Source organism: Gaetbulibacter jejuensis (genome assembly GCF_039524015.1).
Classification (GTDB): domain Bacteria; phylum Bacteroidota; class Bacteroidia; order Flavobacteriales; family Flavobacteriaceae; genus Gaetbulibacter_B; species Gaetbulibacter_B jejuensis.
This window is the reverse complement of record NZ_BAAAGF010000005.1, coordinates 125,417-141,870: the sequence shown is the minus strand read 5'-3', so window position 1 is coordinate 141,870 and position 16,454 is coordinate 125,417. Positions and strand designations below refer to the sequence as shown.

The 16,454-nt window shown below is 36.1% G+C and carries 10 protein-coding genes; all 10 read left to right on the top strand.

Going from position 1 to position 16,454, the window contains the following annotated elements:
* The first annotated feature begins 142 nt into the window (after positions 1-142).
* The 10 genes from gltB to argC all read left to right on the top strand — a co-directional run bounded on the left by gltB (position 143) and on the right by argC (position 16,448).
* Positions 143-4,636 (top strand): glutamate synthase large subunit, encoded by a 4,494-nt coding sequence (gene gltB / locus ABD011_RS14655; protein WP_343799461.1) that lies wholly within the window; start codon positions 143-145, stop codon positions 4,634-4,636.
* 3 nt (positions 4,637-4,639) lie between these two features.
* Positions 4,640-6,106, top strand: a complete 1,467-nt coding sequence (locus ABD011_RS14650) for a glutamate synthase subunit beta (protein WP_343799459.1) — start codon at positions 4,640-4,642, stop codon at positions 6,104-6,106.
* Positions 6,107-6,459: 353 nt separating this feature from the next.
* A complete protein-coding gene (ilvD, locus tag ABD011_RS14645) occupies positions 6,460-8,139 on the top strand; it encodes a dihydroxy-acid dehydratase (RefSeq protein ID WP_343799457.1) in 1,680 nt (559 codons plus the stop codon).
* Between the two features lie 11 nt (positions 8,140-8,150).
* On the top strand, positions 8,151-9,887 hold the full coding sequence (gene ilvB / locus ABD011_RS14640; protein WP_343799455.1) for a biosynthetic-type acetolactate synthase large subunit: 1,737 nt from the start codon (positions 8,151-8,153) through the stop codon (positions 9,885-9,887).
* 2 nt (positions 9,888-9,889) lie between these two features.
* Positions 9,890-10,420 carry an acetolactate synthase small subunit gene (gene ilvN, locus ABD011_RS14635; RefSeq protein WP_131508904.1) on the top strand — a complete coding sequence of 177 codons (531 nt, stop codon included), beginning with the start codon at positions 9,890-9,892 and terminating at the stop codon, positions 10,418-10,420.
* Between the two features lie 10 nt (positions 10,421-10,430).
* Positions 10,431-11,933 (top strand): ketol-acid reductoisomerase, encoded by a 1,503-nt coding sequence (ilvC, locus tag ABD011_RS14630; RefSeq protein ID WP_343799453.1) that lies wholly within the window; start codon positions 10,431-10,433, stop codon positions 11,931-11,933.
* An 8-nt stretch (positions 11,934-11,941) separates the two neighbouring features.
* Positions 11,942-13,207, top strand: coding sequence for a threonine ammonia-lyase IlvA (ilvA, locus tag ABD011_RS14625; protein ID WP_343799451.1), 1,266 nt, complete (start codon positions 11,942-11,944; stop codon positions 13,205-13,207).
* A 463-nt stretch (positions 13,208-13,670) separates the two neighbouring features.
* Positions 13,671-14,297, top strand: a complete 627-nt coding sequence (locus ABD011_RS14620) for a GNAT family N-acetyltransferase (RefSeq protein ID WP_343799449.1) — start codon at positions 13,671-13,673, stop codon at positions 14,295-14,297.
* The gene (locus ABD011_RS14615; RefSeq protein WP_343799447.1) at positions 14,290-15,477 is read left to right on the top strand and encodes an argininosuccinate synthase; all 1,188 of its coding nucleotides are present in this window, start codon (positions 14,290-14,292) and stop codon (positions 15,475-15,477) included. The genes ABD011_RS14620 and ABD011_RS14615 overlap by 8 nt, the downstream gene beginning before the upstream one ends.
* Positions 15,474-16,448: an N-acetyl-gamma-glutamyl-phosphate reductase gene (gene argC / locus ABD011_RS14610; protein ID WP_343799445.1), complete on the top strand. Its 975-nt coding sequence runs from the start codon at positions 15,474-15,476 to the stop codon at positions 16,446-16,448. The genes ABD011_RS14615 and argC overlap by 4 nt, the downstream gene beginning before the upstream one ends.
* Positions 16,449-16,454 lie beyond the last annotated feature (6 nt).

The window sequence follows — 16,454 nt, the reverse complement described above, 5'->3', positions numbered from 1 at the left end:
GGTGGTTTTTTGAGAGATTCTAATTATAAAACCTTTAAAATAAGGATGTCGTAATAATAAAGAGAGCGTTATTATTTATGGTGAAATACCTTATATATTAGTAAGTCCTAAGTTTAAAATTAGCAAAAAGTAGTAGGTTATTATGGAAAAACAAGGACTATATTTACCAGAGTTTGAACACGATAATTGTGGAGCAGGATTTATTTGTAGTTTAACAGGTAATCGCTCTAACGGTATTATTCACAAAGCATTAGAAATTCTTGTTAAGCTGGAGCATCGAGGAGCTGTAAATGCCGATGGTAAAACAGGAGATGGAGCAGGTATTTTAATTGATGTGCCTCATGTGTTTTTTAAGGAAAGCTGTGATTTTAATCTTCCAGAGTTAGGTAGTTATGCTGTTGGTAATATGTTTTTACCAAAAAAGGAAAACCAAATGCAATATTGTATTAATGTTTTCGAGGATGCTATAAATAATCAGGGACTTAAAATTTTGGGTTGGAGAAATGTGCCTGTAGATAGTTCAGTTTTAGGGCAAGTTGCTGCAACTGCAGAGCCTTCTATAAAACAAGTATTTGTTGGTAAGGCAAGCGAGGAACAAACCGAGTTTGAGTTCAACTTAAAACTTTTCGCAGCACGTAAAATTGCAGAGCATGATATTTATGGTTCAAAATTATCACAAGCATCATATTTCTACTTTCCTAGCTTATCCACAAAAACCATTATATATAAAGGACTTTTAAAGCCCGAAGACATCAGTTTGTATTATAAGGATTTAATGAATCCGTTATTGGATGCTAAACTGGCTTTGGTGCATCAACGATTTTCTACTAATACATTTCCAACTTGGGATTTAGCACAACCGTTCCGTTATATGTGTCACAATGGTGAAATCAACACGCGTCGTGGTAATGTGTCACGTATGTTTTCTCGTGAAGAACTTATGCAAAGCGATTGGTTTGGACCAGATATAAAAAAGATTTTCCCAACGGTTTTAAATGGGAAGTCAGATTCTGCTCAAATGGATATGGTTGTAGAATTGTTATTAATGACTGGTCGTTCGCTTCCTGAAGTTATGATGATGTTGGTGCCAGAAGCTTGGGAAAAATACAAGGACATGTCTGACGAGAAAAAAGCCTTCTACGAATTCAACTCTTGCCTGATGGAACCTTGGGATGGTCCTGCGTCTATTCCGTTTACGGATGGAAATTATATAGGTGCGGTTTTAGATAGAAACGGATTGCGACCATCGAGATATACGGTTACAAAATCGGGTTACGTGATTATGTCTTCTGAAACTGGAGTTATGGATATAAAGCCTGAAAATGTTGAATATCACGGACGTTTAGAGCCAGGGAAAATGTTTTTGGTTGATATGAACGAAGGTCGTATTGTAAATGACGAAGAAATCAAAAATAAAATCGTTAGTAAGTACCCTTATCGTAAATGGTTGGATGAAAATTTAACCAGACTAAAAGATATAAAGTATAGTGATTACGAAATCACGCATAACGAAATTGAACTAAACACGCGTCAGCATATATTTGGATACACGCAAGAAGATGTAAATACCATTATTCTGCCAATGGCTTCCAAAGCAAAAGAGCCAATTGGTTCAATGGGTTCTGATACGCCGGTTGCAGTATTGTCAGAGCGTCCGCAGTTAATCTATAATTATTTTAAGCAGTTGTTTGCACAGGTTACCAATCCGCCTTTAGATGGTATTCGAGAAGAAATGATTACAGATATCAGTTTAACACTGGGTAGCGATTACAATCTGTTTGATATTAACGAAAAGCACTGCCGAAAATTAAAAATTCAAAATCCGGTTATTTCAAAACAAGATTTAGATAAACTCATTAATTACAAAGGCAAAGAAGATTATAGTGTTGAGGTTATTTCAATGCTTTATGATGTGAATGAACGAGCAAATGGTCTAGAAAAAGCACTTGAAAGATTGGTGCAACAAGCATCAAAAGCTATAGATAATGGCGTGAGTATTATTGTGCTTTCTGATAGAAATGTCACTCAAGGAAAAGCGCCAATTCCAGCTTTATTGGCTTGTTCTTATGTAAACCATGGTTTGTATGGTTTAGGTAAGCGTTCTAAAGTAAGTTTGATAATTGAGTCTGCCGAACCTCGCGAAGTGCATCATTTTGCTCTATTGTTTGGGTTTGGAGCTAGCGCAATCAATCCGTATATGGTAAATGAAATTATCGAAAGTCATTTGCCAGATTTAAATTTAGAGTTTGAAGAAGCAATTCAAAATTACAACAAAGCCGTTGGTCAAGGTATTTTAAAGGTGATGAACAAAATAGGGATTTCAACATTGAATTCTTATCGAGGCGCGCAACTGTTTGAATGTATCGGAATCAACTCAAATGTGGTAAATAAATATTTTCCAAATACACCAACGCGAATTGAAGGCGTTGGACTTATGGAGCTTGAAAAGGAAATCTACAAACGCTATCAAGTGGCTTTTGAAACGCAGGATATCGCTGGCGATTTAGACTTGCAAATTGGTGGCGAATATCGTTGGAGACGTAATGGCGAAAAGCACATGTTTAACCCATTATCGGTAGCAAAATTGCAGCAAGCAGTTAGAGAAAATAATCCAACAACCTATAAAGAATATTCAGAGTTGGTAAACAATCAATCCAAAGCATTAATGACTATTCGTGGGTTATTTGAGTTTACAAATTACGATCCAATTCCTATTGAAGAAGTTGAGCCTTGGACAGAAATCGTGAAGCGTTTTAAAACAGGAGCAATGTCTTATGGCTCTATAAGTAAAGAAGCTCATGAAAATTTAGCCATTGCAATGAATCGTATTGGTGGTAAAAGCAATTCTGGAGAAGGTGGTGAAGATGAAACACGTTTTTATAAAGATGCTGCTGGCGACTGGAAAAACAGTGCAATAAAGCAGGTGGCTTCAGGTCGTTTTGGCGTGACTTCTAACTATCTAACCAATGCTAACGAAATACAAATTAAAATAGCGCAAGGTGCAAAACCAGGTGAAGGCGGACAATTGCCAGGACCAAAAGTAAATCCGGCAATTGCTAAAACAAGAAACTCCACACCTTATGTAGGATTGATTTCGCCGCCACCACATCACGATATTTATTCTATTGAAGATTTATCGCAACTTATTTACGATTTGAAATCTGCTAATAGAGAAGCACGTGTTAATGTGAAATTAGTGTCAGAAGTTGGAGTAGGAACAGTTGCTGCTGGTGTTGTAAAAGCTAAAGCAGATGTTGTTTTAATTTCTGGTTTTGATGGCGGAACAGGAGCATCACCACTAACATCTTTAAAACATGCAGGTTTACCTTGGGAATTAGGAATTGCTGAAGCGCAACAAACGTTGGTGATGAATGATTTGAGAAATCGTGTGGTTTTAGAATGCGACGGACAATTAAAAACAGGGCGAGATGTAGCGATAGCGTGTTTGTTAGGAGCTGAAGAATTCGGTTTTGCAACAGCACCTTTGGTAGCTTCGGGTTGCATCATGATGCGCGTGTGTCATCTTAATACATGTCCTGTTGGAATAGCAACGCAAAATCCAGAGCTTCGTAAAAAGTTCAAAGGAAAACCAGAACACGTTGTGAATTACATGTATTTCATTGCAGAAGAATTACGTCAAATCATGGCAAAACTTGGTTTTAGAACTGTAGATGAAATGGTTGGTCAAGTGCAAAAATTAAGTCGAACAAAAGCTATAGAGCATTACAAAGCTAAAGGTTTAGATTTAACACCAATTCTTCATCAAGCAGCTGCAAAACCAGGAACAAAACTATATAATACAACAACGCAAGATCACGATTTAGAAAAGCATTTAGATTTTAAAATTATTGAGAAATCACATCCAGCGTTATTCCGTAAGGAGAAAACATATTTAGATTTCAATATCCGAAATGTAAATCGTGCTGTTGGAGCAATAATAAGTAACGAAGTGTCCAAAATTTATGGTGCTCAAGGCTTACCTGAAAACACGTTGAACCTAAATTTTACAGGTTCAGCAGGACAAAGTTTTGGAGCTTTTGCGACCAAAGGATTGACCATGATTGTCAATGGAAATACCAACGATTATATGGGTAAAGGATTGTCAGGGGCTAAATTGGTTGTTCGTGTTCCTGAAGACTCAACCATTGTTCCGGAGGATAACATTATTACAGGAAACGTAACCTTGTATGGTGCGACTTCTGGTGAGGTTTATATCAACGGAAAAGCAGGAGAGCGTTTCTGTGTTAGAAATTCTGGAGCGCAAGCGGTTGTTGAAGGTATTGGCGACCATGGTTGTGAGTATATGACAGGTGGAGTTGCTGTGATTTTAGGGGAAGTAGGAAGGAACTTTGGGGCTGGAATGAGTGGTGGAATCGCTTATATTTTAGACGAAAATAAAACTTTTGAAAGTAGATGTAATGGAGAAGGGTTAAATATCGATCCAGTTACAAATGCAGAAGACATCAAACAGTTAAAAGAATTGATAGAAAACCACTACAATGCATCGTTAAGTCCGTTAGCGCAACGCATTTTAGAACAATGGGAAAACTACTTGCCTAAATTCTTAAAAGTACTTCCAGAGGAATATCGTCAGGCATTAATCAAATTAGAACAAGAAAAATTAGTAACGCAATAAATCATGGGAAAAGTAACAGGATTTTTAGAATATAAAAGAGAGGTTGAAGATTACAAACCTGTAGAAGAGCGTTTAAAAAATTATGAGGAGTTTGCTGTTAAAATGGCAAAAAGTCGAGTGGAAAATCAAGGCGCTCGCTGTATGGATTGTGGTATCCCTTTCTGTCATAGTGGTTGTCCTTTAGGAAATTTAATACCAGATTTTAACGATAAGGTTTATAACGGAAAATGGAAAGAAGCAGCCGAAATTTTACATGCAACCAATAACTTTCCGGAGTTTACAGGGCGTTTGTGTCCAGCACCTTGTGAAGAAGCTTGTGTGCTTGGAATTAACGAAGATCCAGTAACTATTGAAAATATTGAAAAAAACATTGTTGAAGAAGCTTTTAAAAATGGATGGATTACAGCAAAACCACCAAAATCTAGAACAGGAAAAAAAGTTGCGGTTATTGGTTCAGGACCTGCAGGTTTAGCAGTTGCGCAACAGCTTAATCGTGCTGGTCATTCAGTAACGGTTTATGAGCGCGATGCAAAAGTAGGAGGCTTATTGCGCTATGGAATTCCAGATTTTAAAATGGAAAAGAACATCATTGATCGTCGTGTTGAGGTTATGAAAGAAGAAGGTATTCTTTTTGAAACCAATGCGCATGTTGGTGTTAATGTAGATGCAAGTGCATTAAAAAAAGAACATGATGCTGTCGTGCTTTGTGGTGGCGCAACGGTTCGTCGTGGTTTACCAATTCAAGGAGCTGATGCAAAAGGCGTTTATCAAGCTATGGATTTTTTAAAGCAAAATAACAAACGTGTTAGTGGTGAAAATTTTGAAGAAGCTGAAATTTCTGCAAAAGGAAAGCGTGTTATTGTTATTGGTGGTGGAGATACAGGAAGTGACTGCATAGGAACAAGTAATCGTCATGGCGCAGTTAGTGTAACTAATTTTGAAATATTAAGTAAGCCAACTATCGAGCGTCCAGAAGCTCAACCTTGGCCTTTTTGGCCTATGCGTTTACGAACAAGTACCTCGCATAAAGAAGGTGTTGAGCGCGTGTTTAGTATTTCAACAAAAGCATTTAAAAAAGATATCGATGGAAACTTAACAGGTTTGGTAACTTGTGAGGTAGAATGGGTAAAAACTCCAGGGCAAAGACCTCAATTGCGAGAAGTTCCTAATAGTGAAAAGCATTGGGATTGCGATATGGTGCTTTTAGCGTTAGGTTTTACAGGTTCCGAAACAACTTTGGTAGAACAGTTTGGGCTAGAAACCGATATGCGAACTAATATAAAAGCGCCAGAAACCAACTATCAAACCAATGTTAATAATGTGTTTGTAGCTGGTGATATGCGTCGTGGTCAGTCGTTAATAGTTTGGGCGATTTCCGAAGGAAGACAAGCAGCGCATCATGTAGATAAATATCTTATGGGAAAATCAGATTTACCACTTAAAGGCGATGGTGATTTACCTAGAATTTAATTCTTGATTTGCTTTTTTTAAATAAACGTGTCATATTTGATAAGACAAAAATGAACAGACAAATTATTAATATCATTTCTATTATTATCGTTGTGATTATTTCGCATCGATGAGGAATGGTATTGTTGTAATATTTTATAAAAAAATGCCTTCCTCTTTTCGGAAGGCATTTTTTTATGCATCAAATTTAAATTTTGAACATCATAATCACATTAAATTAAAATACTGATTTTCAGTTGTTTGAACACTTGTCAAAAGTGTTGAGTCTAGATGAAAATATTACAATAAAAAAGAAAGAATGTTGCAAAAAATTACTTTAGAACAACCAAAAGGTTAGAAGATTAATAAACATAATGAGTAAATTAAACAAATACAGTAAAACCGTAACACAAGATCCAACTCAACCTGCAGCACAAGCCATGTTGCATGCCATTGGTTTAAATGATGAAGATTTACAAAAACCATTTGTAGGTATTGCAAGTACAGGTTATGAAGGTAACCCATGTAATATGCATTTGAATGATTTGGCGAAATTGGTAAAACAAGGCACGCAAAATGAAGATGTTGTTGGATTGATTTTTAACACCATTGGTGTAAGTGATGGAATCTCAATGGGAACACCTGGAATGCGTTATTCATTACCTTCTCGTGATATTATTGCCGATTCTATGGAAACAGTGGTACAAGCCATGAGTTATGATGGTTTGGTAACTGTCGTAGGCTGTGATAAAAATATGCCTGGGGCTTTAATAGCAATGATTCGTTTAAACAGACCTAGCGTTTTGGTGTATGGTGGAACAATTGATTCGGGTTGTCACAACGGACAAAAATTAGATGTCGTTTCTGCTTTCGAAGCTTGGGGCGGAAAAGTAGCAGGAACATTACCAGAAACCGAGTACAAAAGTATTATTCAAAAAGCGTGTCCAGGAGCTGGTGCTTGTGGTGGTATGTATACAGCAAATACAATGGCTTCGGCTATTGAAGCATTAGGTATGGCTTTACCGTTCAACTCATCCAACCCTGCAACTGGGAATGAGAAAAAAGAAGAGGCTGTAAAAGCTGGAGAAGCTGTTAGGTTATTGTTGGAAAAAGATATAAAACCATCAGATATTATCAATAAAAAGTCTTTGGAAAATGCGGTGCGTTTGGTAACGATTCTTGGCGGATCTACTAATGCCGTTTTACACTTTTTAGCGATTGCTAGAGCAGCAAAAATAGAATTCACACTCGAAGACTTTCAGCGTATAAGTGATACCACACCGTTTTTAGCCGATTTAAAACCTAGCGGAAAATATCTTATGGAAGATGTTCATGCTGTTGGAGGTATTCCTGCGGTTATGAAATATTTACTAAAAAAAGGACTGCTTCATGGTGATTGCTTAACGGTTACTGGAAAAACTGTGGCTGAAAATTTATTGGATGTTGATGATTTAACCGAAGGGCAAGATGTTATTAAGCCACTAGAAGAACCTATAAAACCTACAGGGCATTTACGTATGCTTTATGGAAATTTAGCCACTGAAGGAAGTGTGGCTAAAATCACAGGAAAAGAAGGTTTAAAATTTATCGGAAAAGCAAAAGTGTTTGAAGGTGAATATGCTGCAAATGATGGTATTCGCGATGGAAAAGTAGGGAAAGGCGATGTGGTTGTTATTCGATATGAAGGTCCTAAAGGCGGTCCAGGAATGCCTGAAATGCTAAAGCCTACAGCTGCTATAATGGGAGCTGGTTTAGGAAAAGAAGTCGCTTTAATTACTGATGGTCGTTTTTCTGGTGGAACTCACGGTTTTGTTGTGGGACATATTGCGCCAGAAGCTCAAGAAGGTGGCACAATCGCTTTGGTTAAAGATGGTGATATGATAACCATCGATGCCGAAACCAATTCCATTTCATTAGAAGTTTCTGAAGAAGAATTAGCAAAACGAAGAGAACAATGGGTAGCACCAAAATTAAAATTTGATAGAGGTGTGCTTTACAAATATGCAAGAACTGTATCATCTGCTGCGCAAGGTTGCGTAACAGATGAATTTTAAATACGTAGACTATGGAGAATACTCAAATAATCACAAAAGACGAAAAACAAGTGGTAACATCAACACGCATTTCTGGAAGTGAAGCTGTGGTGCGTTGTTTATTAGCAGAAGGCGTCGATACGGTCTACGGTTATCCAGGTGGCGCAATTATGCCAATTTATGACGAATTATATAAGTATCAAGATAAACTACATCATGTACTAACACGCCATGAGCAAGGAGCAACACATGCGGCTCAAGGTTTTGCACGCATTTCGGGAAAAGTTGGTGTAGCAATGGCTACGTCTGGTCCTGGCGCTACCAATTTAATTACTGGTATTGCCGATGCGCAAATAGATTCTACACCTATGGTTTGTATTACAGGTCAAGTCGCATCACATTTATTAGGTAGTGATGCGTTTCAGGAAACCGATATTATTGGTATTTCTACACCTGTAACCAAGTGGAATCATCAAATCACAAAAGCGTCTGAAATTCCTGAAGTGATTGCAAAAGCGTTTTATATTGCTAAAAGCGGAAGACCTGGACCTGTGTTAATCGATATTACTAAAGATGCTCAATTTGAAGAATTCGATTTTGAATATAAAACTTGCGAAGCAATTCGTAGTTATAAACCTGTTCCAGAAACACAACCAGAACAGGTAAAAGCTGCTGCTGACTTAATCAATAGTGCGAAAAAACCAATGATCGTTTGGGGGCAAGGTGTTATTTTGGGTGAAGCTGAAGAAGAATTAAAAGCTGTCATTGAAAAAGCAGGAATCCCTTCGGCTTGGACTATTTTAGGTGCTTCCGCAATTCCAACATCACATCCTTTAAATATTGGTATGGTTGGTATGCATGGTAATTATGCACCTAATAAACTAACCAACGAGTGCGATGTGCTTATCGCAATTGGTATGCGTTTCGATGATCGAGTTACAGGAAATTTAGCAACCTATGCAAAACAAGCTAAAGTTATTCATTTTGAAATTGATCCTGCTGAAGTTGATAAAAACGTAAAGACAGACATTGCTGTTTTAGGTGATGCCAAAACAAGTTTAGCGGCTTTGTTGCCTCTTTTAGAAGCAAAATCTCATGATAATTGGCACAATGAGTTCAAAAAGCTATATGATGTAGAATTTGAAAAAGTCATAAAAAACGATTTGCATCCAACCAAAGAAGGCTTAACAATGGGTGAAGTTTTAAAGCAAATCAATACCGAAACCAAAGGCGAAGCAGCTATTGTTAGCGACGTTGGTCAACATCAAATGATTGCTTGTCGTTATGCCGATTTTAAAGTTTCTAAAAGCAACATTACATCTGGTGGTTTGGGTACAATGGGATTTGCGTTACCAGCTGCAATTGGAGCAAAAATGGCTGCGCCAAATCGTGAAGTTGTGGCTATAATTGGAGATGGTGGCTACCAAATGACCATTCAAGAATTAGGCACTATTTTTCAAACGCGAGTTCCTGTGAAAATTGTGGTTTTAAATAACGATTTCTTGGGAATGGTTCGTCAATGGCAACAACTGTTTTTTGATAGACGTTATGCATCAACCGAATTGGTTAATCCAGATTTTGTTCAGATTGCAAAAGGGTATCATATAGATGCTAAACGTGTCACAAAACGAGAAGAATTAGCTGATGCCGTTAAAGAAATGATAGCAAGCGATTCAGCTTACTTCCTAGAAGTTTGCGTAGAAAAAGAAGATAACGTATTTCCAATGATACCAACTGGAGCTTCGGTTTCAGATGTAAGATTAAGTTAATTATGAGTCAAGAAAACCAAATATATACTGTGTCTATTTACACTGAAAATAATATTGGATTGTTAAATCGAATTTCGGCAATTTTTCAGCGTCGTCATATCAATATTGAAAGTATTGTGTCTTCTGTTTCCGAAATAAAAGGCGTATCGCGTTGGACAATCGTTGTAAAAGTTACCGAAGAACAAATCAAGAAAATCATCGGTCAAATAGAAAAGCAAGTTGAAGTCATTAAAGCGTTTTATCATACGGATGATGAAACCATTCATCAAGAATCTTGCTTGTTCAAAATAAAATCAGATTTGTTGTTTGACGAACGTCAAATTCAAAATATTATTAAAGACAGTAACGCTAATATTGTTACTGTAAACAAGAAATTCTTTGTCCTTGAAAAATCAGGAAGACGACAAGAATTAGACGAATTACATCAAAAATTAAAACCCTTTGGCATCATGCAATTTGTACGATCAGGACGTATTGCTGTAACCAAAGACGAAATGAAAATATCAGAAATGCTACTAGCATTCAAAAACTAAAACACACACCATGTCAAATTATTTTAACACATTATCATTAAGAGAACAGTTAGCACAATTAGGAAAATGTAGATTTATGGAAGCGTCAGAATTTGAAGATGGCGTTGAAGTTTTACTAGGAAAGAAAATCGTAATCGTTGGTTGCGGTGCACAAGGACTTAACCAAGGCTTAAACATGAGAGATTCTGGATTAGATATTTCTTATGCTTTAAGACCACAAGCCATTGCCGAAAAGCGCCAATCGTATGTGCAAGCAACCGATAATGGTTTCAATGTTGGAACTTACGAAGAGTTAATTCCAACAGCCGATTTAGTGCTTAACCTCACGCCAGATAAACAGCACACCAATGTGGTTAACGCTGTCATGCCTTTAATGAAAAAAGGAGCGACATTAAGCTACTCGCACGGATTTAATATTGTTGAAGAAGGTACGCAAGTCCGTGAAGATTTAACCGTAATTATGGTAGCGCCAAAATGTCCTGGAACCGAAGTTCGTGAGGAATACAAACGTGGGTTTGGTGTGCCAACGCTTATCGCAGTACATCCAGAAAATGATCCGCAAGGAAAAGGATTGGCACAAGCAAAAGCCTATGCAGTGGCAACAGGTGGCGATCGTGCAGGTGTTTTAGAGTCTTCTTTTGTTGCAGAAGTAAAATCCGATCTTATGGGTGAGCAAACCATCTTGTGTGGTGTGTTACAAACAGGTTCTATTTTGTGTTTCGATAAAATGGTTGAAGAAGGTATCGATCCAGAATATGCGGCAAAATTGATTCAATATGGTTGGGAAACTATTACCGAAGCTTTAAAGCATGGAGGTATTACCAATATGATGGATAGGTTGTCTAATCCTGCAAAAATTGAAGCATTTAAACTTTCGGAAGAATTGAAAGTGATTATGGCACCATTGTTCCAAAAACACATGGACGACATCATTTCTGGTCATTTTTCTAAAACCATGATGGAAGATTGGGTAAATGATGATATTAACCTTTTAACGTGGCGTGAAGCTACAGGTGAAACAGCTTTTGAAAAAACGCCTTTAACGTCTGAAACTATTTCAGAACAAGACTATTTTGATCACGGAACATTAATGGTAGCCTTTGTAAAAGCAGGTGTTGAGTTAGCTTACGAAACAATGGTTAGCGCTGGGATTATTGAAGATTCTGCGTATTACGAATCGCTTCATGAGTTACCATTGATCGCAAATACCATTGCTCGTAAAAAGTTATACGAAATGAATCGTGTGATTTCAGATACTGCCGAATATGGATGCTATTTATTCGATCATGCAGCAAAACCTTTATTAGTGGATTTCATGAAAACTGTTTCAACCGATGTTATCGGGAAACCATTTGCAACTAAAAATGATGTTGACAATGTTGAATTGATAAAAGTAAATGAAGCTATAAGAAGTCACTCTATCGAAACTGTAGGTAAGCGTTTGCGTATAGCAATGACAGCTATGAAAGTGATAAAAACCGAAGATGTAAAAGCCGAAGCTGTTTTATCTTAATACAACAAATGAAAGATACACAAACCACATATTTTCCAACATTAGAAGCGGTAATTGCTGCTGCTGATAAATTGAAATCGGTAGTAAATCAAACACCATTAACCTCAAATTTATACTATTCAAAACTGTACGATAGCAACATCTTGTTTAAACGTGAAGATTTGCAAATGGTACGTTCGTATAAAATTCGTGGTGCTTACAATAAAATGGCTTCATTGTCTCAAAATGAAGTGAAAAATGGTGTGGTTTGTGCCAGTGCAGGAAATCATGCGCAAGGAGTCGCTTTATCTTGCAAATTGCTTAAAATTCACGGTACAATTTATATGCCTTCGCCAACACCAAACCAAAAAATAGAACAGGTAAAAATGTTTGGCGAAGACTATATTAATGTCGTTTTAGAAGGTGATACGTTTGATGATTCTTACTATGCTGCTATGCGCGAGCAACAAGAAACAGGCAAGGCTTTTATTCATCCATTTAACGATGAAAAAGTTATTGAAGGACAAGCAACCGTAGGTTGGGAATTGTTTAATCAAGCGCCAAAACCTATAGATTATGTTTTTGTGCCTGTTGGTGGTGGTGGATTAGCCTCTGGTTTGTCAACTATTTTTAAGCAATTGTCCCCTAATACTAAGATTATTGGTGTTGAACCAACTGGCGCACCATCAATGTCAACATCAATTAAAAACAATGAGAATACAGAACTCGAACACATTGAAAACTTTGTAGATGGTGCTGCTGTAAAAAAAGTAGGTGATAAAACTTTTGACATTTGTAAGCAGAATTTAGACGATATGATTACCATTCCTGAAGGGAAAATTTGTCAAACTATTTTAGAGCTTTACAATAAAGAGGCTATTGTAGTTGAGCCTGCTGGCGCATTGAGTATTGCTGCTTTAGATGTGTTTACCGAAGACATCAAAGGAAAAAATGTTGTTTGTGTAATAAGTGGTAGCAATAATGATATAACACGTACTGCTGAAATAAAAGAGCGAGCATTGTTGTATTCAAATTTGAAGCATTATTTCATTGTGAAATTCCCACAACGTGCTGGAGCTTTAAAAGAATTTGTGGTAGATATTTTAGGTCCAAACGATGATATTGCACATTTTGAGTATACAAAAAAATCCAATCGCGATACTGGTTCGGCAGTTGTTGGTATTGAGCTAAAGTCTCAAGAAGATTTAGAGCCATTAATCACTAAAATGAAAAACAGAAATTTCTATGGCGACTATCTTAATAACAAGCCTGATTTATTTCAGTTTTTAGTCTAATTTTTTAAATTTTAAGCAATTATAAGTGCTTATTTTGACAAAATCATAAAATTTGATTAAAATCAACAATTTTTAAACCGTCGTATTTAATTTATTTATAGTTTAGCACTATGAATTTAACAAAAAATAGAAATAGGGAAATCCAACCCACACGCTCAACACTTCGTGAGCGACGTCGCTAATGCTCAAAATCAAGCAAATTAGTTACACATTTTCATTTTTTACCACATTGAACAACCCTTTACAGATATCATTTTTAAAACACCAAGTTATTACTCTTAATAACCATGTTTTAGTACGCCGACGTTTTCCACGTCGCCCGTAAGGGTATGTCTAATTTTTCGGAACTTTAGGTGTGTCCAGTTCCTCTTTCAAAAAAAAACAATTCCTAATAAAATAGGAATCTCAAAAAAACAAAAAATAGAATTTATTAATAAATATAACCGTTATCACGGTCTGTATTATGGAAATTGTTATTGCTAACAAATCGCATAGCGTTTATGCTGAAATTATTTGCGAAACCATTGCCGAAGCTGCAAAAGTAAGGGGTACAGGTATTGCAAAACGAAAACCAGAATACATCATTACCAAGATGGAAAATGGTAATGCTGTCATTGCTTTAGATGGCGATAAATTTGCTGGTTTTTGCTACATAGAACAATGGAGTCACGGAAAATTTGTAGCAAATTCTGGACTAATTGTTCATCCAGATTTCAGAAATATAGGATTGGCTAAACAAATCAAAAAGAAAATTTTTGAGCATTCGCGTACCAAATTCCCAAACGCAAAAGTATTTAGTATCACAACAGGTTTAGCTGTAATGAAAATGAATAGCGAATTAGGTTATAAACCTGTGACGTTTTCAGAATTAACAGATGATCAAACCTTTTGGAATGGTTGTCAAACCTGTAAAAACTATGACGTTTTACAACGTACAGAACAAAAAATGTGTTTGTGTACTGGTATGCTATACGATCCATTAAAAGAAGAACAAAATACACAAGAGCATAAATTCGATAAAAAAGTCTGGACGCGATTAAAAAGCATTAAACAAACCAGATTTCTAAAAAAAGAAAAGCAAAATGAGTAAAAAATTAGTCATCGCCTACAGTGGCGGATTAGATACATCCTATTGCGCAGTTAGCCTATCAAAAGCAGGTTACGATGTGCATGCCGCAAGTGTAAATACAGGCGGATTTACAAAAGAAGAAATTAACAAAATAGAAGCAAACGCTTATAAAATGGGTGTTGCTACTTACAAAAATATCGATGCTATTGCGTCTTATTATAATAAAGTAATTAAGTATTTAATTTTTGGCAATATCCTTAAAAATAATACGTATCCATTGTCGGTAAGTGCAGAGCGAATTATCCAAGCGATCGAAATTATTAAATATGCTAAAAGTATAGATGCTAAATATATTGCTCATGGTAGTACTGGTGCAGGAAACGATCAAGTGCGTTTTGATATGATTTTTCAAACTTTAGCACCAGAAATCGAAATTATCACACCTATTAGAGATCAAAAATTAACCAGACAGGAAGAAATTGATTATCTAAAAGAAAATGGTATTGATATGTCTTGGGAAAAAGCAAAGTACTCAATCAATAAAGGACTTTGGGGAACAAGTGTTGGTGGATCAGAAACCTTAACTTCGGAAAAACCTTTACCTAGCGAAGCCTATCCTTCACAATTAAAACATTCTGATCCTGAAAAAGTCACGTTGACCTTTCTAAAAGGTGAATTAGTTGCTGTAAACGGAATCGAAAATAGTCCAGAAGTCAATATTGAAGTCTTAAATAATTTAGCATCTGCCTATGCTATTGGTCGCGATATTCATGTTGGCGATACTATTGTTGGTATAAAAGGTCGTGTAGGTTTTGAAGCTGCTGCTGCCTTAATCATCATCAAAGCACATCATTTATTAGAAAAACATGTGTTAACCAAATGGCAATTACAGCATAAGGATTATCTGTCTAATTTTTATGGAATGCATTTACATGAAGGTCAATATTTAGATCCTGTAATGCGAAACATGGAGGCCTTTTTAGAAAGTAGTCAAGATAAAGTTTCTGGTGAAGTGGTTGTGACTTTAAAACCATACCATTTCACATTAGACGGTATTTCTTCAAAACATGATTTAATGAGTGCGAAGTTTGGAAGTTACGGAGAAGAAAACAAAGGTTGGACTGCAGAAGACGCTAAAGGATTCATTAAAATCTTTGGTAATCAAAACAAAATCTATCAACAAGTAAATCAAGAGTTATGATTAAAGCAGGAATAATTGGTGGCGCAGGTTACACAGCAGGCGAGTTGGTTAGAATATTAATCAATCATCCTGAAGTAAACATAGATTTTGTGTATAGCACTTCTAATGCAGGTAATTCTATTGGTAAAGTACATCAAGATTTGATAAGTGAAGATTTAGAATTTTCTAATAAAATCAATCCAAAAGTTGATGTTGTCTTTTTGTGTTTAGGTCATGGAAATTCAAAAGCATTCTTAAGTGAAAACGAGTTTTCAACCAAAACAAAAATCATAGATTTAAGCAACGATTTTAGACTTGAAAACGATAAGATTTTCAATGGAAAATCATTCGTTTACGGTCTACCTGAATTAAATAAATCAGACATAAAACAAGCTGATTATGTTGCTAATCCTGGTTGTTTTGCAACAGCTATTCAACTAGCATTATTGCCATTAGCGAATACAAAATCATTAATCGAAGATGTACACGTAAATGCAGTTACTGGTGCAACAGGTGCAGGAACTTCACTTTCTGCGACTACACATTTTACATGGCGAGATAACAATTTTTCGTATTACAAACCTTTTACGCATCAGCATCTAGGTGAAATTAATCAGTCGGTAAAATTGTTACAAGATAATTTCAATTCGCAAATCAACTTTATGCCAAATCGAGGTGATTTTTCAAGAGGAATTTTCGCAACGCTTTACACAAAGTTTGATGGTAGTTTAGAAGATGCCGAACAGCTGTTTAGTAACTATTATAAAGACACAAAATTCACATCGATTTCAAATGAAAATATTCATTTAAAACAAGTAGTCAATACCAATAATTGCATACTTCATTTACATAAACACGAAGATAAATTATTGGTCACAAGCATAATTGATAATTTACTAAAAGGTGCATCAGGACAAGCCGTGCAAAACATGAATTTAATGTTTGGTTTTGAAGAAACAACAGGTTTAAAATTAAAGGCGAGTTATTTTTAAAAAGTA

What these genes read in the sequence shown, in the direction of transcription:
- ABD011_RS14650 (WP_343799459.1), top strand. Translation starts at nt 4,640, where the DNA reads ATGGGAAAAGTAACAGGATTTTTAGAATATAAAAGAGAGGTTGAAGAT.
- argC (WP_343799445.1), top strand. Translation starts at nt 15,474, where the DNA reads ATGATTAAAGCAGGAATAATTGGTGGCGCAGGTTACACAGCAGGCGAG.
- ilvA (WP_343799451.1), top strand. Translation starts at nt 11,942, where the DNA reads ATGAAAGATACACAAACCACATATTTTCCAACATTAGAAGCGGTAATT.
- ilvN (WP_131508904.1), top strand. Translation starts at nt 9,890, where the DNA reads ATGAGTCAAGAAAACCAAATATATACTGTGTCTATTTACACTGAAAAT.
- ilvB (WP_343799455.1), top strand. Translation starts at nt 8,151, where the DNA reads ATGGAGAATACTCAAATAATCACAAAAGACGAAAAACAAGTGGTAACA.
- ABD011_RS14615 (WP_343799447.1), top strand. Translation starts at nt 14,290, where the DNA reads ATGAGTAAAAAATTAGTCATCGCCTACAGTGGCGGATTAGATACATCC.
- ilvD (WP_343799457.1), top strand. Translation starts at nt 6,460, where the DNA reads ATGAGTAAATTAAACAAATACAGTAAAACCGTAACACAAGATCCAACT.
- ilvC (WP_343799453.1), top strand. Translation starts at nt 10,431, where the DNA reads ATGTCAAATTATTTTAACACATTATCATTAAGAGAACAGTTAGCACAA.
- gltB (WP_343799461.1), top strand. Translation starts at nt 143, where the DNA reads ATGGAAAAACAAGGACTATATTTACCAGAGTTTGAACACGATAATTGT.
- ABD011_RS14620 (WP_343799449.1), top strand. Translation starts at nt 13,671, where the DNA reads ATGGAAATTGTTATTGCTAACAAATCGCATAGCGTTTATGCTGAAATT.